20 protein-coding genes are annotated in these 21,607 nt (G+C 34.0%); 2 read left to right on the top strand and 18 right to left on the bottom strand.

From position 1 onward, the window contains the following. Positions 1-106 precede the first annotated feature (106 nt). The 6 genes from KQI85_RS11890 to KQI85_RS11865 all read right to left on the bottom strand — a co-directional run bounded on the left by KQI85_RS11890 (position 107) and on the right by KQI85_RS11865 (position 8,066). Entirely contained in the window at positions 107-1,717 is a 1,611-nt protein-coding gene (locus KQI85_RS11890; protein WP_216576299.1) for a M23 family metallopeptidase, read from the bottom strand. 92 nt (positions 1,718-1,809) lie between these two features. Continuing rightward, positions 1,810-2,316: a shikimate kinase gene (locus tag KQI85_RS11885; RefSeq protein ID WP_216576298.1), complete on the bottom strand. Its 507-nt coding sequence runs from the start codon at positions 2,314-2,316 to the stop codon at positions 1,810-1,812. Positions 2,317-2,525: 209 nt separating this feature from the next. Beyond that, on the bottom strand, positions 2,526-4,403 hold the full coding sequence (locus KQI85_RS11880) for an ATP-dependent endonuclease (RefSeq protein ID WP_216576297.1): 1,878 nt from the start codon (positions 4,401-4,403) through the stop codon (positions 2,526-2,528). Positions 4,404-4,535: 132 nt separating this feature from the next. Next, on the bottom strand, positions 4,536-5,261 hold the full coding sequence (locus KQI85_RS11875; protein WP_216576296.1) for a flavin reductase family protein: 726 nt from the start codon (positions 5,259-5,261) through the stop codon (positions 4,536-4,538). A 315-nt stretch (positions 5,262-5,576) separates the two neighbouring features. After that, the gene (locus tag KQI85_RS11870; RefSeq protein WP_216576295.1) at positions 5,577-7,226 is read right to left on the bottom strand and encodes a putative manganese-dependent inorganic diphosphatase; all 1,650 of its coding nucleotides are present in this window, start codon (positions 7,224-7,226) and stop codon (positions 5,577-5,579) included. Between the two features lie 138 nt (positions 7,227-7,364). After that, positions 7,365-8,066 carry an NUDIX hydrolase gene (locus KQI85_RS11865; protein ID WP_216576294.1) on the bottom strand — a complete coding sequence of 234 codons (702 nt, stop codon included), beginning with the start codon at positions 8,064-8,066 and terminating at the stop codon, positions 7,365-7,367. 203 nt (positions 8,067-8,269) lie between these two features. Between KQI85_RS11865 and KQI85_RS11860 the strand changes: the two genes are divergently transcribed. Further along, a complete protein-coding gene (locus KQI85_RS11860; RefSeq protein ID WP_216576293.1) occupies positions 8,270-9,196 on the top strand; it encodes a S1 RNA-binding domain-containing protein in 927 nt (308 codons plus the stop codon). Between the two features lie 380 nt (positions 9,197-9,576). Here the strand turns inward: KQI85_RS11860 and KQI85_RS11855 are convergent, their stop codons facing one another. From KQI85_RS11855 to KQI85_RS16640, 6 genes are all read right to left on the bottom strand, one after another. Continuing rightward, positions 9,577-10,218 carry a GTP pyrophosphokinase family protein gene (locus tag KQI85_RS11855; protein WP_216576292.1) on the bottom strand — a complete coding sequence of 214 codons (642 nt, stop codon included), beginning with the start codon at positions 10,216-10,218 and terminating at the stop codon, positions 9,577-9,579. A gap of 146 nt (positions 10,219-10,364) precedes the next feature. Further along, positions 10,365-10,922: a hypothetical protein gene (locus KQI85_RS11850; protein ID WP_216576291.1), complete on the bottom strand. Its 558-nt coding sequence runs from the start codon at positions 10,920-10,922 to the stop codon at positions 10,365-10,367. Positions 10,923-11,072: 150 nt separating this feature from the next. Further along, entirely contained in the window at positions 11,073-12,860 is a 1,788-nt protein-coding gene (locus KQI85_RS11845) for an ABC transporter ATP-binding protein (protein WP_216576290.1), read from the bottom strand. 12 nt (positions 12,861-12,872) lie between these two features. Further along, the gene (locus tag KQI85_RS11840) at positions 12,873-14,588 is read right to left on the bottom strand and encodes an ABC transporter ATP-binding protein (protein WP_216576289.1); all 1,716 of its coding nucleotides are present in this window, start codon (positions 14,586-14,588) and stop codon (positions 12,873-12,875) included. A gap of 592 nt (positions 14,589-15,180) precedes the next feature. Beyond that, positions 15,181-15,663, bottom strand: a complete 483-nt coding sequence (locus tag KQI85_RS11835; RefSeq protein ID WP_216576288.1) for a hypothetical protein — start codon at positions 15,661-15,663, stop codon at positions 15,181-15,183. Further along, on the bottom strand, positions 15,588-15,995 hold the full coding sequence (locus KQI85_RS16640) for a transposase (RefSeq protein ID WP_371820624.1): 408 nt from the start codon (positions 15,993-15,995) through the stop codon (positions 15,588-15,590). The genes KQI85_RS11835 and KQI85_RS16640 overlap by 76 nt, the downstream gene beginning before the upstream one ends. A gap of 427 nt (positions 15,996-16,422) precedes the next feature. On the opposite strand from KQI85_RS16640, the gene KQI85_RS11825 reads away from it, so the two are divergent. Beyond that, entirely contained in the window at positions 16,423-17,601 is a 1,179-nt protein-coding gene (locus KQI85_RS11825; RefSeq protein WP_216576287.1) for an IS110 family transposase, read from the top strand. 58 nt (positions 17,602-17,659) lie between these two features. Here KQI85_RS11825 and KQI85_RS11820 read toward each other — a convergent pair whose 3' ends face one another. From KQI85_RS11820 to KQI85_RS11795, 6 genes are all read right to left on the bottom strand, one after another. Beyond that, positions 17,660-18,025, bottom strand: a complete 366-nt coding sequence (locus KQI85_RS11820) for a hypothetical protein (protein ID WP_055169671.1) — start codon at positions 18,023-18,025, stop codon at positions 17,660-17,662. An 18-nt stretch (positions 18,026-18,043) separates the two neighbouring features. Next, complete coding sequence (locus KQI85_RS11815) at positions 18,044-19,102, bottom strand: hypothetical protein (protein WP_216576286.1); 1,059 nt, start codon at positions 19,100-19,102, stop codon at positions 18,044-18,046. 572 nt (positions 19,103-19,674) lie between these two features. Beyond that, complete coding sequence (locus KQI85_RS11810) at positions 19,675-20,178, bottom strand: DUF2247 family protein (protein ID WP_216576285.1); 504 nt, start codon at positions 20,176-20,178, stop codon at positions 19,675-19,677. Then, positions 20,175-20,651 (bottom strand): hypothetical protein, encoded by a 477-nt coding sequence (locus tag KQI85_RS11805; protein ID WP_216576284.1) that lies wholly within the window; start codon positions 20,649-20,651, stop codon positions 20,175-20,177. The genes KQI85_RS11810 and KQI85_RS11805 overlap by 4 nt, the downstream gene beginning before the upstream one ends. Positions 20,652-20,678: 27 nt before the next feature. After that, entirely contained in the window at positions 20,679-20,966 is a 288-nt protein-coding gene (locus KQI85_RS11800; protein WP_216576283.1) for a hypothetical protein, read from the bottom strand. Beyond that, the coding region (locus tag KQI85_RS11795) for a hypothetical protein (RefSeq protein WP_216576282.1) at positions 20,966-21,607 on the bottom strand (642 nt) is incomplete at its 5' end. The genes KQI85_RS11795 and KQI85_RS11800, both read right to left, overlap by 1 nt.

Raw genomic sequence — 21,607 nt, 5'->3', positions numbered from 1 at the left:
ATTCTTTTTAATAATTGCGCACAAAATAAACGCATATTTTTGCGCATCTACGAATGATTATAACACAATATTTTCATTTGTAAATTATTTTTTTTGAGAGTTATCTCTATTCAAGGTATTCAAGTGGATTAACACGGCTTCCGCCTATTGTTATCTCAAAATGAAGATGCGGTCCTGTACTATTACCTGTATTACCACTATATGCTATCACTTCTCCTTGTGATACGCTCTGCCCTACAGATACTGCAATCTTGCTAAGATGTGCATATCTTGTAGTACTTCCGTCTGAATGTGCTAATACAACTGTATATCCATATCCATTCTGCCATCCTGCAGTTATTACTTTTCCTGTGCATGATGCTTTTACATTAGTACCTATTGGACATCCCCAGTCAACACCATAGTGTATTGTTCCCCATCTCTTACCAAATGTAGATGTGAGTGTTCCACCTGATATCGGTTTTATATAAGTAGGCATCTCTTTCGTTCCTCTTTCTATTATCTGAGGAACTGCTTCTCTTGTCACACTTTCTTTTAGTAATGTTCTTGCTGTCTCTGTTCCATTGGTATATTCAACAAGTGCTACTGCCTGCCTTGTTCCGGGAACTGCCTCCTGAATTACAGTATTCGTACCTGAATATACATCCGGATTGTCAACATATTGTACATCAACATTGAATTCTTCTTCTGTTGTAACTTCTTCTTTTACAACTACTGAGAGTTCCGGCTTTGGTACAGTCACAACTATCTCCTGACCAAGTACAAGTGTTGAATCCCATGTAAGGCCGGGATTAAGTGCAAGAAGTTCTGCCATATATAATCCATGATTTTCTGCTATGAATGTAAGACAATCTCCCTGTTTTACTTCATATATCTCATTCTCGGCATCCTGTTTAGTCAGTGTCTCATAAGCTTCATCAACAGTTGTTACTCTGTCATCTGGAGCATATATCTCTGATACATTAACATCTTCCTTGAATTCAACGCTTATAACTCCATCCTGATAATAAGCATCTTCAACAGGTGCAATAACTGTTCCATCTGAATCAACAGACGAGAGTACTCTTGCTGCATCAAGAACAGCAATATCCGAACTTACTACACTTGTATCATATGAAGTTTTATTGTCTTCTGTTACAGTTTCTTCAAGATCAATATGAAATTTACCTGATGTATCGTATTGATCCTTAACTTTTTCGAGAAGATTAACTACTTCTTCTTTTGTTCTAAGAGTGAATTTGCAATTATTAACAGTTACAGTATAGGCTTTTTCATTAAGATTAATACTCTTATCTTTTATCTCATTGTATATAAGTTCTGTCATCTTGTCCTTAGACTCTGTCTTTCCAAACAGTTTTCGTTCTCTTACAACGTTAATGCCATCTGACATATATACTACCTGTCCTGCTTCTTTGTTAATCTGGCTTCTTGCCTCATAATATGCTCTATAAGCATCATCTGGTCTATTGACAGCACCGACTGCTTCATTATTTATCGTAACCACATAATACTCTTTACTGTCTCTTATTCTACTGCTTGTAAACGGTATGCCAATAAATAACAAAGCACCGGTTCCAATAAGGATTGCTGACTTCTTAGTCAGTTTCACCTTCTTTAAGTGTTCTGTTATTCTTATCATCCTATTCCTCTTCCTGCCTGATGCTATTAATGCTATTATATAAAATTCTAATACCTTATGTCTAATGTATCTGCTCATAAAATGGTATATCCTGCTTGTCTCGTATTATATAATATAATTCAGGCATCTTATCTTTAGTAATGTAACATACCAATTATAGTAAGTTTTTTTTAGTTTTGTAAAGTAGTCAGTAAGTCCGATAAATCTGTGACTATCTGCTCAATTGACTTGCCATCGCACTCAAATGTAATGTCTGTATATCTCTCATATAGAACTGTTCTCTCATTATACAGATCTTTAAGTGTCTGGTTCTCTTTTAGCACAACTCCTCTGTCTTTTAGATTAGCAAGACGTTTGTTAATCTCTTCATAAGATAACTTAAGATATATAACTGTTCCAATCTCTTTAAGATGTCTCATCGCATCTTCACCATATATAACGCTTCCGCCTGTTGCTATTACTGATTCATTGCAATCAAGTGAAGCATTGATTCTATTCTCAACTTCAATGAATCCGTCATTACCTACTTCTGATATTATCTCATGCAGAAGTTTTCCTTCTTTCTCCTGTATTACAAGATCTGAATCTACGAATTTAAATCCAACTCTTTTTGCAAGTACTATACCTATTGTACTCTTTCCGGCTCCTGGCATTCCGATTAAAACAATGTTCTTCATATCTTTAACTCCTTTTGTCATTTATCGCTGTTAGCCACCTCTAACTATTTTGCAATAATCTTACTGATAGCATATCTGCTTATATACATTTTTAATCCTCATTTTACCACCACAAAGTTGTAAACTCAACTGTTTTATAGCATATTTACCAACAATTGTTTTATATCATATTTGATAACAATTGTTTTATATCATATTTGCCAACAATATTAGTCTTCTATTTTCTTACTGTTAAAATAGACAAATGAATCTATTGCATCAAGAATATCCTTAAAACAGTCTCTTGGTGCAACATCGATATATTCTTTCAGTTTTTCAAGCAGTGCATCTCCTCTATATCTTCCATAAAAAATATCAAAAAGGTTATGTCCTCTTATATATATTTTAACTTTTTCAATATTGTCTTTAAGTTCTTTTTTACTATTTATCTTAACGCCAATATCTCTTAGCATTCTCTTAGTGCTTGCAAGTTTATAAAGGTAATCTTTATATTTACTATATAGGATATTGTAGAATTCTTCTTCATTTTTAATTACACCTATTCTTGCCATTACTTTTGGATCAAGAAAATAATTCTCGAATGAATAATATTTGAGTACAAGCACGTTCTTAGGTGTAACTCGTGGAAGTGTTCCATATTCTTCCTCCGGTTTGTTAGCATAGTAACTGCAAAGCTGTCTTGTAAGATACTTAGGATTCTTGCCATCTGAATCTCTTATCATAAGGAAATTATCCTTAAGATATACTTTATTCATATATTTCAGATTGGCATACGTCTTGATATTGGTACAACTGTTAGTCTGTATTATTGATATTCTCTTAAGCTTACCTTCTTCGTCATATATCTCTGAATAATATTTTTCAAGAAGAAGCGGAAGTCTGCTTCTGTCCTGCTTGCCTTCAACTATAAATACAAAATTAACATTCATAAAATCAGTCGCATTATAACCAAGATCTTCAAGTATCTCATCTATGTCCGTATCAGGTGCTATCGCTGTCTCAAAATTGCGATTTATAAGCACCTGTTTAATCTGTCTTTCATTAAAGTTAAATATCATATTTGGTGAGTGTGTTGAGAATATTACCTGATTTTTCCTTGATAGTCTGTATAATATCTCACTTGATACTTTTTGCATCTGTGGATGTAGATAATTCTCCGGTCCTTCAAGCATTATTATACATGGAAGCTCATCTTCTTCCTCTGCGTATGTCTCTAACAGCGACAAAAGATACAAGCTCTTCAAACCTTCTCCACTGCTGTTCATATCACTCTCAACATTGCGTTCTTTATTAATAACTTTTGTATCTATCTTAAACATCTTATTCATAAACAACTTTATATCATATCTTATATCCTGATGATATCCACCATTTTTATGAAAAAAGATATTAAGTCTGTCAGCAAAGTTCTGTAAATTCATACTTAACAATTTGTATTCAAATAGTTTCTCTGTCTCAACTATTGACAATTCTTCCGGTGTCTTCTTATTAATCATTCCAATGCAGTTAAAACAGGAATTACACTCTCTTTTAGTATCAAACATACACTTATGTTCCTTAAGTTCAAGTATCTGTTTATTACCCATGAATTCCATTATTATATCTTCTGAATCATTAATCTCTCTCATATGATCAACATAGTAGATCTTAGGAAATACTTCCGGAATATATATATTGTTCTTCTTAATTCCATCGCAATATCTTATTTTGCCTCCAAGATTCCTATTGTTACTATTATATATGAACTCAAATGTAAGCTCATTATCTCTAAAAGATGGAAGCTTTCCACAAAAATCTCTATACCATGAATCATAACTTTTATATCTGCTTACTTTACCTAGTTTGTGAAACTTATCAAGATCATCTTCGTCATAGATAATGCTCATGGATATTGTTATATTCTTGCCCTGCTCATAACAGTCTTTCTCGCTTAATTCATATTCTCCAAAGACTGCTCTTATCGCATCAAGAATTATTGTCTTTCCTGTATTATTCTTACCTACAAGTATTAATACATCTTCAATGTCAGTAATCTCTAATTCTCTTATTGCCTTAAAATTCTTAATTCCAAGTGAACTGATTCTCATATAAAACACCCCCTGTTTTTAATTGCTTCAGTTTTTACAATTCATGCCTTAATGAACTTCGCATTAAGTTAAATCTTCTGTGTTTCTTGTTAAAATACAGATATTATTTATATTAATTTGTTTTTTGTACTTTTATTTTTTTGTAGTTTTACTTCTCTTATTTTTAATTTTTACATTGCTGTTTTTTGTTTTTCCAGTCTTTATATCACTTCTCCTAAGTTTGTTATTTTTTAAGTCGTTATTTTTTTCTTCTGGTTTATTTATATTTTTATTTTTGTTTGTAGTATTCTTAGTACCTTCTTTTTTTACTGAGTATCCGAATTTGCCTATCTTCTTGCCCTGTTCAAAATATTCTCCATGTGAATATGACACAAGTCCTGCTTTATTAAGTTCAAATCTTCCATTCTCATTCATATATTTATCATCAACTGTTACTGATACTACTTCTGCGATGAACATATGATGACTTCCAAGTTCTTTAACTTCTGTCACACGACATTCTATATTAACCGGGCTTTCTGCTATTCCGGGAGCTTTTACCACTTTAGATTCTAATGGTGTAAGTCCCATCTCTTTATATTTATCAACATCTCTTCCTGATCTTACTCCACAATAATCTGTTGCATATGTAAGTTCTTTTGTTGTAAGGTTGATTACAAATTCTCCACTCTCTTTTATTATATCGTATGAGTATCTCTCAGGTCTTACTGATATTGATACCATTGCCGGTGAAGTACATACTGTTCCTGCCCATGCTACTGTAATTATATTAGGTTTTTCTCCTTTTCTTTGACAGCTTACCATAACTGCCGGTACGGGATATAACATATTTCCCGGTTTCCATGTCTGTTTTGCCATATTTGTCTCTCCTTATAAATTAATCACTTTATATTTTAATATATATCCATTATCCTCTCCAGCTTATAAAAATATATTTTGTAAATTACCATGTATACATAATTAAAATTCTTATTTAAATACTTATTTAAATACTATTCTATCATATATACTGTGTGAATAATATTACTTGTATACTTCTGTCATATCACAGATTTCATTTATATATCATATATATATACTTATATAAATAATATCGGGCAGTTCACAAGGAACTGCCCTAATTACTCTCTTATATTCTAACTCAAATAGTTATTATTGTATATCATTTTTAACTTATTCCTGCTGCATTACACTCATAAGTTTTGGTACTAACTGTTTTTTTCTTGAAACGACTTTCTCAAGGTGGTAACTTCCTTCATGCTCTTCAACCTGAAATGCTACTTTTATAAGCTCTTTTGCTTCACTTCCTTCGCATATAAGCTCTGTTGATTCTTCTATCATATTAGTTAACATAAAGAATACCATATCTACACCATGTTCATTAAGTGCCTTAATAAGATATGGTTTTAACTTCTCTTCTGTCTCCTTAAGTTCATCATTATTCATTGTAAATATCTGTCCGATTCCAAAAGTTACATCATTATTAGAGAACTTTTTAAAATCCTGATAGAATATCTCTTCTGCTGATTTGGCTTTGAAGTTGCTTCCTGCTGTGAACATATCTGTTGCAAATTCATTGACATTAATTCCTGCAATAACTGCAAGTTCTTCTGCTGCTGCTTTATCTACCGCTGTACATGTAGGTGATCTGTACATAAGAGTATCAGATATAATCGCTGCACATAAAAGTCCTGCAATATATGGTTCTATCTCTACTCCCTTCTCTTTATACATCTGATAGATTATTGTCGCTGTACATCCAAGAGGCTGATTTCTGAAGAATACAGGTGTAATTGTCTCAAGCGAGCCTATTCTATGATGGTCTATTATCTCAACAATATCTGCATCTGATATTCCATCTACTGCCTGCGTAGTCTCATTATGATCCACAAGTATTACTTTTTTCTTTTCTGCACCTAAGAGATTACGTCTTGATATCATTCCTATATACTGTCCATGCTTGTTAAGTATAGGGAAGTCTCTATGACGTTTTTTTGCCATTACACTTCTTATATCATCTATAAAATCATCTGTTGTAAATGTTATAAGTCCTTCATTTCTCATAAAATATTGTATTGGTATACTCTGATTAATAAGCCTTGCAACTGTAAATGTATCATGTGGTGAGCTTATTACTGTGCAATTTCTCTCTGTTGCAAGTTTTTTGATTGTAATTGATATCGGTGCACCTTCACATACAATTATACATCCTGCATGCATCTCTATAGCACACAGCTGTGACTCATATCTGTTACCAAGTATTACTAGATCATTTTCTTCTATATAATTCTCCATAAGATCAGGATTAGCCGCTGCTATAAGCACTTTACCTTTATCATAATACTTATCCTCATCTCCAACTATAAGTGTTCCGTCAAGTGTCTCGATAATGTTGCTATATGGTGTCTTTGCTGTTGATAATATGTTACTGTCATATACATCCATGTATGATGTTGCAATATCTGTGATTGTTATAAGTCCCTCAAGCATCTTATCTCTTGTTATAGGCAATGTTACAACGCCTTTTTCTTTCATAAGATTCCATGCTTTTTTAAGTGAGATATTACAATGAACTCCAACTGTCTCTCTAATCTCGATATCTCTTACCTGAGGTCTTACATCAGTTATATATTCCGGTGATGGAACTTTAAACTTCTCAAGTACATACTTTGTCTCCTGATTAACATGTCCTGCTCTCTTTGGAACGTAATCTTCGCCTGTTAGCTCTCTCTTAAGATTGGCATAACATATAGCTGAGCATATTGAATCTGTATCCGGATTCTTGTGACCAACTACGAATATCTGCTTTTTTTCTTTACCCATTGTCTTCACCTTTTCTGTATTCCTTTTTCATTTTTTTGACATTAAGTTTGATAATTACATACATTTTGTATGATTTTTTACCATACTTCACAGTATATAATACTCTTAATAGTTACCAGTTACTTGTTATATCACAGATTACATCCCCATGATTCTGTGATATCCATTAAGAATAATTGCTCCATGATCTGCTGCTATCTTATCTGATTCAACTACTTCATAGGTCTTATTTCTTAATATTCCCTCTTTATTATATTTTACAAGAACATTGGCATATATCTCCTCTTTGCCGTCCTCGTTAAGGGTCAGTTTATGAATCTCTTTAATTCTCTTTTGTCCATTTTGGACATATTCATCACTGCTTATAAGAGTGTCACTTACATTGAACCATCCTGCATACGCAGCATCATCTGAAGCCTGTACTCTAAGTTCATCTTCATTAACATAAGCAACATAAGCTGTTGTTATTATTCTGGTTCTCGGATCTCTCTTATAATCTCCATAAGTTGCAAGCTGCTCTACTTCTATATTATCTACCCCTGTCTCCTCTTTAAGTTCTCTAAGTGCGGCATCCATAAGATTCTCCCTCATCTCCACGAATCCGCCAGGAAGTGCATAATATCCTATTGAAGGATGATTTCTCCTCTTAATAAGAAGAAGTCTTAATCCCTTCTTAATATCTCTGTCTCTCCCTGCAAATACAAGTGTATCTACTGTATTCGATGGTGTCTCATACCGAGACGTATCATAACTATCAAGGAATTCATCAAGTGTCTTGCCCTGTTCATTCCTCTGTCCTGTTCCATAGAACTTGTCATAATCCTTAAAAAATGCTGGCATATCTATTCTCCCTTCTGTTACATAAATGATATTAGCATTTGCAAAACTTATATCGCTAGTATATCACACTTTATTCCATTTGTGTTAAAATATTATCAATCTTTTTTATCATTTTTTCGGTGGGTGTGTGGTACAATATTAATATGTTGTGATGTATAATTGCATATTTTCAATTAATAAATATACTAATGGAGGATATAATTATGATTAATGAAACATCTAATGAAAATCTTAGCATGAAAGACTTTGAAAATGAACTTAACAAATCAATGCGCCGTATAAACGAAGGCGACATTCTCACAGGCACTGTAATAAGTGTATCTGACAAAGAAGTAATTGTTGACCTTGGTTACTATGCCGAAGGAATCATATCAGTTGAGAACCTTAGTAATGATCCTGAATATAACGTATTCGAATCAGTTCATGAAGGTGATGAATTATCTGCAACTGTTGTAAAACTTGACGATGGAGACGGTAATATTGTTCTTTCCAAAAAAGAAGCTAATAATATTCTCGCATGGGAAAAACTTAATGAATTAAAAGCCAATCACACTGTTGTACATACTAAAGTAAGTGGCATTGTTAATGCAGGTGTTATCGCTTATGTTGAAGGTATTCGTGGATTCATTCCTGCATCAAAACTTGATGTTAATTATGTTGAAGATCTTAACGAATGGCTTATGAAAGACATTGATGTTCATGTAATCACTGTTGATGAAGCTGATAAGAAACTTGTACTCTCAGCTAAAGAGATTGCAATGGAAAAAGCTGCAAAAGAGAACTCCAAAAAAGCTGCAAAAGTATCTGTTGGCTCAGTTCTTACAGGTGTTGTTGAATCACTTACAAATTATGGCGCATTTATCGAACTTCCTAATGGTGTGTCAGGACTCCTTCACATCTCACAGATAAGTGACAAGCATATCAAATCACCATCAAGTGTACTAAAGCAGGGACAGGAAGTTACTGTTAAAGTTATTGGTAATGAAAATGGCAAGATATCACTAAGCATCAAAGCGTTAAATGACGTAGCTGCCGAACCGGATGAGAATGAAGAATTTGAAGAGATGGAGACAGAAGCCGCATCAACAAGCCTTGGTTCTTTACTTGCCGGATTTAAATTCGATAAATAGCCATTATCAATCTCTAATTATTGCATAAGTATATTCGCTTAATGCATTTTTTACCAAAACGCACACTTAAACATATATTTTTCACAAACAGTCTGTTAATTACGCAGACTGTTTTTTTGCCATCGTGGCGATTCTTTGTCGAAAATGCTACTTTTTTGCTCATTTCATAATTTCGATTGTGCAATTTCACAATAAGTTAACACGCTGTTCATAATTTGTTCATAACTGATTGATATACTAAAACCATCCAAAAAAGAGTTTTCCTTTTTCATTTCAATAAACAATTTTTTCATAATAAGCCGAGGTGACGTAAGTTGCCTCGGCACTCCTCATTTTATAGGCAATTTTGTTAAGATGTTCAACTAAAAAACGGAGCGACTTTAGTCCTCTCCGTTATTCTTATAATCTTTAATTCTATTGTTAAGAAGCAACATTCTCTCATCAAGAATTGATACTATATCGGAACACTCTCTAAGCGCATCTATTATATCATCCGGTGCCTGACCTTCAAACTTGTAATAGATCTTATGCTCAAGACTTGCCCAAAAATCCATCGCAATAGTCCTTATCTGAATCTCAACTTTGGCTTCCACAACCTTATCAGATAAAAATATTGGAATTGATACTATCATGTGATAACTCTTATATCCATTATCTTTTGGCTCTTTTATATAATCCTTGATTGTAAGGACATTAATATCGCTCTGCCCTGCTATCATATCTGCGATTCTATATATATCTGATGTAAAAGAACATATAATTCTTATTCCTGCTATATCATTAATATGTCTTAACATATTCTCAATAGTAACTTCATAACCATTTCTCTTTAGTTTTTTTACTATACTCTCAGGTGTCTTTATTCTTGATTTCACATGCTCAATCGGATTGTACTTATGAATATTAAGAAACTCATCATTAAGAATATCTATTCTTGTTCCAATCTCTTTAAGTGCAGAGTTATAGAGAAACATGGATGTATTCCATGTATCTATCTGTGTATTATTGCCTGGTAACTCCATTTATGCCACTCCCTTACATAGTATTATGATAGGCTATCCTAAGACTCATACTTGTCAATAGACAGCCGCATCAAAGTTAATGCACCTGCCCATTATATCATAATTCACTTACTAACTGCACCCCTTAGAGAAATATTTTTTATATCCTAAGAATATATTCTTTTTGCTTTAATTATTATACTATAAGTATACATATTCTTTTCATAAGAAATCGTAATATCTGTGAATTCTATAGAATTGCCTTCAACATCTTTATATATATTATTGGTATCTCCATTCTCAAATTCACATGCTATACAATAATACTTGGCATCTTTTATATAATCCTGCATCTTATCTTTATCTGTTCCATATACCTTAAGTTCAATTGTATACAATTGTTCATCCTTAAACGTATATATAACTGTAGCTTCACCATCAAGGTCCGGATATGTATCTCCATACTTTACTGTAATACTGTCCTTGCCATCTTTTTCACACTCAAGTCCTTTATTACTGACCGCTGAAGATACATATTCATACTTGTCACCAAGCTTATAATTAGCTCCGCATATAACCGGTTTTTCACCTTCTGTATCAATTACTTTTGTAATTACATTAACAAGTGGTTCACCCTTTTTCTTCTTACAACCACTACATAATGCCATTATACTTGCTGCTACAAGAATAAATACAACTAATCTTTTATAACCTATTCTACTCATATCTACATCTCCTAATCATGTTATCTGACTATTTTTTCTATTGATAAACAAAAGAATATAATATTTATCATAGAATATATTAGGAATATCGAAACAAGCCTTTTTACATATCATTATAAAAAAATTAATTTTTAAAAAACTAATTAAGAATTAATCATTAACTGCTTTAAACTGAGCTGCGTAAAGTTCATAATATGCACCCTTTTTCGCCATAAGCTCATCATGACTTCCCGACTCTATAATTCCACCTTTATCTATTACGAATATTCTGTCGGCATTCTTAATTGTTGACAATCTGTGTGCTATTACAAAAGAAGTTCTTCCTTTAAGCATAGCTTCGATACCTTTTTGAACAAGTATCTCTGTATGCGTATCAATACTTGAAGTTGCCTCATCAAGAATTAATATTCCTGGATTAGATACCATAGTTCTTGCAAATGCAAGAAGCTGTCTCTGACCATTAGAAAGCCTTGAACCTCTCTCACTAATCTCTGTATCATAACCTTTTTCAAGCTTCATAATAAAATCATGGGCATGAACTGCCTTAGCTGCATTAATAATCTCTTCATCAGTAGCATCAAGCTTACCATATCTTATATTATCCTTAATAGTTCCTGAGAATAAGAAATTATCCTGTGTCATAACACCCATCTGACTTCTAAGGCCCTCGATTGATACTTTTGATATATCATTGCCATCAATAAGAATTCTTCCCGAACTCACTTCATAAAAACGGCTTATAAGACTGACTATTGTTGTCTTACCGGCACCTGTTGGACCTACAAGTGCAATATTCTCACCAGGCTTTACACTAAAACTTACATTTTGAAGGACATTACTATCCGCTTTATCAGAATATGAGAATGTAACATCATCAAATTCAACAGCTCCTTTTATCTCTGGAAGTCCATAAGCATCCTTGCTATCTGATATCTCAGGTTCTGTATCAAGAATCTCAAATATACGCTCTGCTGCTGATATATTAGTAACTATCTTATTATAGAAGTTAGCAAGATTTCTTATAGGACTCCAAAACATTGTTGAATATGTTCCGAATGCAAGAAGTGTTCCAACTCCAACTGTTCCGACTCCAAGAACTTTAACGCCTATATAATACAGAAGAAATGTTCCAACTCCCCAGCTTATCTCTATAAGTGCAGAGAAACCATCAGCTATAAGAACTGCATTTACAAATGAATCCTTATGCTCTTTTAACAGACCATCAAAGTTATCCATCGCTTCGTCCTTAGCTGTAAAACTCTGAATAATTCTTATACCAGACAATTCTTCATGTATATATGCATTAAGATTAGAACTCTTCTTACGAACAAGCTGCCATCTCTTATGTGCTGCTTTTTGTACAATAACAATACATACTGTTAAAAAAGGCATTACAACAAGTACACTAAGTGCAAGATATACATTCTTAACTATCATTATCGCTGCTACTGCAATTACTGTAAGAAACTCCGGAATAAGAGTTGTTACACTATCCGAGAGAATATCTTTAAGTGAGTTAACATCACCCATTATTCTGGCAAGAATCTTACCTGTTGGTCTGCTGTCAAAAAAGTTAAAACTCAACTTCTGAATATGAACATATAATTCTTCTCTTATACTCTTTAATATATTATTACATACTTTAGCCATAATCCACATTCTTAACTTAATAAGCAGGACTAACACAATATTAATTGCTATACCAAATATTCCAAGTCTTATAAGCCCCGGTTTATCACTGTTTTTTATGTAGACTTCAATGGCTCTCTCTATAATAAGTGGGTTAACAAGTGTAATCGCAATACATACAGCCATGATAAAGAGTACACCGATTACTTCTTTTTTGTATGCGAACATATACTTATACAATCTTACAAGTGTTACCCTGTTAACCGTTTCTTTCTGCTCTTCGTCTTCTCTAAATGAATTAACTGCCACGCCTATCGCCTCCTACTCTGCATAATTCGCATACTGCGCAACGTATGTGTCATAATAAAGTCCTTTCTTCTTCATAAGTTCATCATGACTGCCTCTCTCTGCAATCCTTCCCTCATCAAGAATAATAATCTCATCTGCATTCTTAACTGCAGATATTCTATGCGCAATTATCATCTTAGTTACACCTTTTAATGCTTCAATCTCTCTTTGAATCTCATACTCTGTCTCCATATCAAGAGCAGATGTAGAATCATCAAGGATAAGTATCGGAGCATTCTTAGCTATAGCTCTTGCTATACTTATTCTCTGCTTCTGTCCACCTGACAGACCAACTCCACGTTCACCAATAACTGTATCATACTGTTCTTTAAGCTTATCAATGAAATCACTCGCTTTTGCTGCTCTTGCAGACTCACATATAGCATCCTGTGTTATTATACCTTTACTTCCGATACTGATATTCTCCATAATAGTATCCGAGAACAGGAATACATCCTGCATAACAACAGATATATTTTTTCTAAGATCATTAAGTTTTATATCTCTTACATCCTTGCCATCAATCTTAATGCTTCCCGATTTTACATCATAGAAACGTTCAAGAAGATTAACAATCGATGTCTTACCTGCACCTGTCATACCCATTATTCCAATAGTCTTTCCAGGTTCAACTTTAAAACTGATATCGCTTAAGATAGTCGCATCATTAAGTTCAAAAGTAACATTCTCAAAGTTAATCTCACCCTTACAATCTGACATATCTACTGCTTTATCACTATCTTTTATCTCTGCTTCTTCATCAAATATCTTCTTAATCTTTCTGCTTGAAGCTACACCTGATGCAATATCATTACATAACCATCCAAGAATCTCCATAGGCCAGATAATATTATTCGCATACTGTGTAAAAGCTGACAGATCACCAAGTGTCATCTTACCATCAATAGTGAGAAGACCTCCGACAAGTACTACTGCGATAAGAAGAAACCTTGTATAAAACGATATATTAGGATAATATCTTATAAGTGTCTTAGACTGCTTAAGATTAAGTTCACAATAACGTTCATTATGTTCCTTAAACTTCTTAATCTCATATCTCTCTCTTGCAAAAGCCTTAACAGTTCTTACACCTGCAAGATTCTCCTGTGCAACTGTATTAAGTCTCGCATTCTCTTCTGATATATCACCATATACAACATCAATCTTCTTCTCAAGCATAATAGCTGTATAACCCACTATCGGAAGTACAATAACCGGAATAATCGTAAGAACCGGACTTAATGTTACCATGCAGACAAGAACACTTACTGTATATATAATACCTTCAATAGCAAGCATTCCAACGAAACCTATCGCATTCCATATCTTATCAATATCATCTTTAACTCTTGCCATAAGTTCGCCTGTATTATTCTTATCAAAAAATGATACTGAAAGTCCTTGTATATGTTCAAAAAGTTCTCGTCTTAATTCACTTCCAACAGTAATACTTACTTTATCAAATAAAAACTCCTTAACGTACTGTGTTACTGCCCTTCCAAATCCTATTGCAAGAATGGCTATTAAAAGACTCATAAGAATCTTAGTATTTCCATCAGTTATAACATCATCAACTATCTTCTTAGTAACCATTGGCGATGCCATATCAAGTAGAATTGAGCCTATCATTGCAACGAATGCAATCAGATAAAAATACCAATATTTTGCGGCATGTTTAAAAATCTTCATATTTTCCTTATGTCCTCCTGTCTTTAATTAGTACAACGTCTTTAGTATAATTGTTATTATACTATCTCAGCGTAAAGTAATATTATGTAAACCTTGTCACGCATTAAAGCAAAAAATATGTAAGAATGTGAAATAAATCACTAATTTTGCGCAAATGTGCACATCTCTCCCCTGTTATTAGCAGAGAGTCACTTTGCTCCCATTCTTGACAAAGAACCAAAAAGGCACAAAAAAGAAGCCGTATATTAACATCTACACATTAATATAACGGCTTCCTGCCTGAAAAGTAGCTTTTTTGACCAATTCAATCTAATCCGTACATAAAAAGTCTACATATACTTATAATTAACTTAAATATGCTCTCTTTAAGTTAATAATTACTCACGCTGAGACAGGACGCTGTTAAATGTGCATTATTAAATTCTCTTATTCTTAGAACTAATTTAATCATAGTCCTGCCTCCTTTCTTATTGATAAATTTATGTTATCGCCAAATGGATTATTTGTCAACCTGTATTTTATTATTTTTGTTCTATACCACACGTGAACCACTACCACAGCCTATAAATACTGCTGTCCAGTTTATCCCCAACTAAAATTCTGCCCTGTTCAAATTTTTCAAAAATCCCTTCTCCTCAAGCATCTTCTCAGCTCCAGCACAGCCTTTCATCAGTCCCGATTCCATCCTAAACTTGCGGTCAGCTGTCCTAATCTGAATTGTCACTCCGCCTCTTGCACCTGCTATACAACGTGCGCTGCGCACTTCACTCCACGAATATGTCCACATCCTGCCTGTGAGTGAATAATAGACAACCTGGCTGTCCGACATAATTATCTTCTTATTCTTCCAATATAATACGAACCAAACTCCTTCGCCTATCATAAAAATATCACCAAATAACAGAATCAGCAGTGCAACCACTCCTTCGCTGAGCACATTCGTGCATAGAATTATCGCCAGTACCAGTGCACCATATGCAAATAAAATTCCGGCAATTATCAGTGCTCCTGGCGTTCTGCCCGTACAGGTAACAATATTCTCATCTTCCTTAATTGTATGAGCTTCGGTATCCATAAACCATCTCTGCCACTCAAAATATGTTCAAATATACTCAAACACATCGAGAAATTGAAGTCCCTATCCTCAACATAGCCACAATCACAATGGTATATTCTATCTGAAAGCTTTTGCTTTTGTATATTCTTTTGAGTGGACTCTCCTTTCTTTAAATTTTCATATTTTTGTGAGAGACATCTTTGTTCTCTACGCAGTTTCTTTTCCAATTTCTTAACTCTTGCCGATTTATTGATATTTCTATAAGTTTTACCATTAGAAACAATCGCCAAGTCTTTCAAGCCTAGGTCAATTCCCTCACCTTTGTTACTATTACAAGTTCTTCTTGTGATGATAGTTCTTCATTATTCAATACCACTATGGTTGTATTAATCATCTTTTTGGTCTCTTAGAATCAGATAATCCTCTAAGTTTATCAGCAAAACGTGACGCAGGTGTCTTTCCATTAACTATATCATTAGTATTACTACCACTCTGGTATGCTAAACACATAGGAATCAAAGCAGTCTTTTTCTATCTATTGCTTTTCTTTTATTCCTATTTCACAATTATCCTGTAATAGATAGAGGTGTGCGTCACCACTCTTGAAGCACTTGTGACTTCGTTCATTGAGACTGCTCCCTCTGCTTTGCAGGATTTTGCGTATTAGCTGGATGTTGGCAGCATATGTGCTGTACTTCGTATATCTAACCAGATTGTAACCCGCATTGAAGTGAGGATTCTATCTACTTATAATTCATAAAAGAAAGGATTTCAATTATGTACATCGTAGGCATTGATATTGGCAAAAATCATCATGAAGCATCCATTGTTTCACCTGAAGGCAAACAAATCGGCCGTTCTCTTCGCTTTGCAACTACACACAAAGGTGCAGATTCTCTTATGAGCTTTATCTTCAAAAACATCGGTAATTCCCCTTGTGTATTTGGCATGGAAGCTACAGGTCATTACTGGTATCCCATTTATTCATTTCTAAAAGCAAAAGGATATACCATCTATGTAATCAATCCCATCCAGTCTGATTCCCTCAGAAAGATGTATATCCGGCAGACAAAAAACGATTCCATCGATTCTTTTCTGATTGCAGAAGTGATACGTTTCGGTCAGTTTGGGACTACTTCCATGGCTGATGAAAACATCCTTGCCATGCGTCAGTTATGTCGTTATCGTGATTCTGTCATTTCTTCCAGAACTGAAATTAAGCTCCGAATCGGCACAATTATGGAACAAATCTTCCCAGAGTACGAAAAACAGTTTTCTTCTCTTTGGGTGAGCACATCCATGGGCATTCTGGAAAAGTATCTCACCCCTGAGAATATTGAGAATGCACCAATAGATGAGCTCTTTGAAATCATAAAAGATAAGAGCCACAACCGACTTACCAAAGCTAAAGCCATTTCCATCAAAGAAGCTGCAGCTGATACCTTTGGTATTAAGATAGCACAGGATGCTTTCTCTTTCCAGTTAAAACAGCTCATTGACAGAATGAATTTTCTTGATAAGCAGATTGAAGCTCTTGATATTGAAATCATGAAATACTATGAGCAGTTTGATTGTTACTTACATACAATCCCGGGAATAGGCATAATTGGTGCTGCTACTATTCTTGCTGAAATCGGTGATATAAGCAGATTTAAAAATTCCTCTGCATTAGTTGCCTTTGCTGGCATTGATCCAACTGTACGTCAGTCGGGTGAATTTAACAGCACACATAACCATATGTCAAAACGTGGTTCACCTTACTTAAGACATGCCATTTTTCTTGCGGCTACCACCTGCTCTTTTCACAATAGCCCGTTGAATGCATATTACAAAAAGAAACGTGACCAAGGTAAACATCACTTAACTGCCACAGGAGCCGTGGCAAGAAAGCTTACCACCGTAATTTATGCCGTGTTACGGGATAGTAAACCTTATGAACCTAAGAAGTTCTGTTAAATGTCTGGTAGTGAGACTAGGATTTAAGCCTGCCCGTGGGGAGGCTTAGTTGTTGTGCTTATACTTGTCGTCCTATAGCAATATCAGCTTCCCTCTGAAGTTTTATTGTTATAGGTCCCATATATTTCTTAGCTTTTTCCAATATATTTTTATCATTACCCAATATTTCCAATGCTGTTATAGAAAAAACATTATTGAGATAATCATCTGAATTAATACATACATCCTCAAAATAGTCAAATATAACTTTTAGCTTCTTCGTATCCGCGTCTTTTTCCAAAAGTTCAATAATTTCTGGCATAATAATATCCTCTATAACAATAGTATCCAATCTTTCTCCGAATTCTTGTATGTGTTCATCCAAATCTTTTTTTATTGTTGGAAAATAAATTGTCATTTGTTTCAAAAAATCATCTATAATCATAATTTTTATTAATCTCCTTTATTTGAATAAGTCTATAGCGTATTCTAAATCATCTCTTAATGCTTCAGCTATATCTAAATCATTCAGTCCAAGTTTTCCTGAATCTATTATTCTATTTATACCGACTAATCTTTCTTTAGCTTTTGGCAAATGATGGGAACTTCCTTCATAAAACTCCATGATTAATTTATCAGCAGTTCCACCATCTCCAACAGATGCACCTGGTCTATACACTTCATTAATATACGCTGCTAATTTTGTGTCTTGTACCATAGATAATAATTTCTCTCGATTCATTCCAGTCAACTCTAGACGATTTTCTAACAATTCAGAAATATTTCCGCTTGACTCCCCATAGCTGGTCTCAATTACTATCCCATCATCCGGCGCCTTTGTCAAGTCATCCAGAAACTCTTCATACTCCGGATTTAGTTCTCTTTGTGCATCATATATGTCATCGTAGAATTTTTCAAATTCATCCAACTCATCCAGTGTATTCTCTATCTCTACTTTAGGCAGCTCCTTATTGGCTCTGATTCCCTTAATCTTCCCGGTTACTACTTTTGTGGCTTTGGTTATACCCTTTGTTCCTACATACGAACCTATCGCATAGCCTGCACAGTAGCAGATTCCTTCCTTTTCATAGGCATCACTAACTCCCTGACCGATTCCTTCCAGTATCACTATTGGATCATCCATTATCAGTTTTACGGTATCTACCGTTTCATTTATATTTTTTGATGCCCACTCCGGTGGTTCACATCCTACTCCTGTAAATACCAGACACGTAATTCCCGATATTGCAAATTCTCCAATTTCCCACAGCAGTGTTCCAATCCCTTTTACTACATCTACCACGCCGCCGCAAATTCCTTCTCCAAAGCTCTTTAATGCACCTCCTATCCACTCCAATTTATCCAGAAATCCTTCTCCAAAACTTGTATATTTCGAATAATACCAGAAATCTACTTTTGATGCATATACATCATCCACATTCTCATATTCTATAACCTTATTCTCATATAGCCTTTTCAACTCATCCTTATCGTTTACCAGATAATTCTGATATCCATCCATTATAACCTTTGTTTATTCTGCTTATGTTATCTTTACATTCTTATTTACTTATATGAATAGATTATTTTGCTATTCCAAAGTATTATGTGTGGCTGAAAAGAGGGATATATTTGAACAATATGAATTTTTTCCAACTGGTTCAATATTATCTTGAAGAACGTCAGTATAACAACATCCACGTAAATCAAAGAAAGAACACTGACTATCTGGAAGCCTGCCAACAGGAAGACGTACTCTGTAATCAGTATTAAAATCTAGATTTAACAGTAGAGCAAAGAAAAGTTATAAACGAATGAATTGATGCCATCCAAGCACAGGAATCTGCTTACACAGCAGTTGTCTTTCGGATGGGTATGCAATTCTGTTTTTCCCTACTGCTCCAACTGGCTGATTTATAGGGACAGACAAAAAAAACAACGGTATTTCATGACGTTTTAAGGTCAAGGAATACCGCTGATACTGTATTTTATTTAGTTATAAAAGAAATCTTTTTCCTTTTACCCTTCTTGTTACGTGGCATCGTAACATGGGCGTTTAGGTGCGTCAATAAAAATGATACTCCTAAATTGATACTATTTTTGATTTTGTATCAAAAAATGTACTTCATCCTTAAGCCAACATTTATTCTTTTCATAAAGATAGTTATAGTTCGCATCTGTATAATATTCCACTGGAGATATGCTGTTATCTTTACCCTGAATAATATGTGGAGAATCAGCAGTATAACCCAATTCAAGCCATAGTTCTGTTAATCCCATTAAGCCATCAATACAATTTGAATTTTTATCTTTTAGAAAATTATTAACTCGAGTAGCCCTTAATTTTCTATCCTCTAAATCGTCTTGACTTTTTTCTTCGTCAGCCAACTCATAAAGAATATTCATAATATCCTCTAAATCATTGTCGCTAGAACCTGCCAATTCACATATTTCAATTCTATCATCTCCCTTTTCAAGTTGTTCCATCGCATATTCCACTATTTCACTTATAGGAATTTGCTTTTCTAACAACCCCCTATAAAGCATTCTCCAAGTTATATTTAACTTAAGTTCCTTAATATCTGCTATTTTAATCATGGTTTTATCGGCACTCCATTCATTGTTCCATTTTGAATAAACATTCTATGTGTTACATTTCCATCTTGGATAATCCATTCAAATCTTCCCGCTACTCCATTTAATGAACCATCCAGTTGATACAATGTTGCATTATTCAATGGAGTTTTGGTTGCATATCCAGCATAATTGTCAACTATATCATTAAAACCGTGTGATTGAGCTGTCGCAGGAAATTCTTTTACAATTTGAGGTTTACCCGTTTTTTCATTTATCTTGTAGATTGGATTTATATCATCTACTTTCAAAGCACTTCCTGTTCTTGGACTATCTAAAATATCATTATGTATGGTTGTACTACCACTCTTGCCAGTTACTTCTTTCGCACCATCAGTTGCTTTGACTTCATCAACATCGTCTAAAACCTTCATCCCATCATCTAAATTATCATAGTATTTCGATGCTTCATCTGCAAAATCTGCTATATCTGTCAAAATCGAACCGATAGTGCAATCAATCCATTAACCAATGATTTTTCTATAAAGTTTAACTACCTTGTTTTTAAGAGCTATTTCATCTATGCAATACTTATCCATCTCTCTAATTTTTATATTGGGCTCATAAGAATCACACACCAAATTCAAATCATCAAACATCTCATAGGTATCTTGATCCACTTCTTGTTCTAAATCATTCTGAACCGAAAAAAACTCATCCATAAACTTGTCACAAAATTTTTGTGAGCTTTCTTTGCTTGTATTACTATTTATATATTTTTCAATTATGCATATCAATTTTCTATATTGCATTAATTCACAACCTCCCATGTGGATTTGACCTTTGCCTTTCCTATAACTGTTTTAATAAATCCATCATCTGCTATATGTATAGAAATTCCGTTTTTATATAAGATTATACCTCCATTAACTGTATCCTTATATCGAGTTCCATTCTTCAATACATCAAGCACTTCTTCAATAGAACTTATCTTACCTTGATTTATTCTACCCAAAATACGATTTAATCCATGTTCACTTATTTCATAACCATTATTTTTAAAAATACTATAAGTGTCCTGTAATTTTTGAATATACTCTGGCGAATACTCTGTTCCCTTTAATACCAATTCATTTGTCTTACTACCACTCTTTATCGCCTTCGCCGCATCCTCTACTACATCATCCGCCACTTTATCTGCTTTTTTTGCAAATGCTTCCGATTCTTCTTTTAGCAGTTTCTTCGGCAGGTGTTTTTCGAGGTCTATTGCATCGTCTGCTTTCTTTACAAGCTTCTTGATTCCGTCTGCCACGTTGTCAAGGTGTTTTAGTCCGCTTTCAACTATTCCGTTGCCAAGTACTTTGCTTGCCTTACCTGTCTTTGTAAAGGCATCGGCTCCGGGGATTATACTTAATGCACTAAGTCCTGCATTTATATAATCTCCTTCTGTAAG

The sequence above is a fragment of the Falcatimonas sp. MSJ-15 genome (assembly GCF_018918265.1).
In the GTDB taxonomy this organism is placed as follows: domain Bacteria; phylum Bacillota; class Clostridia; order Lachnospirales; family Lachnospiraceae; genus Falcatimonas.
Note: the sequence above shows the minus strand (reverse complement) of the source record. Positions and strands in the feature narration are given on the sequence as shown.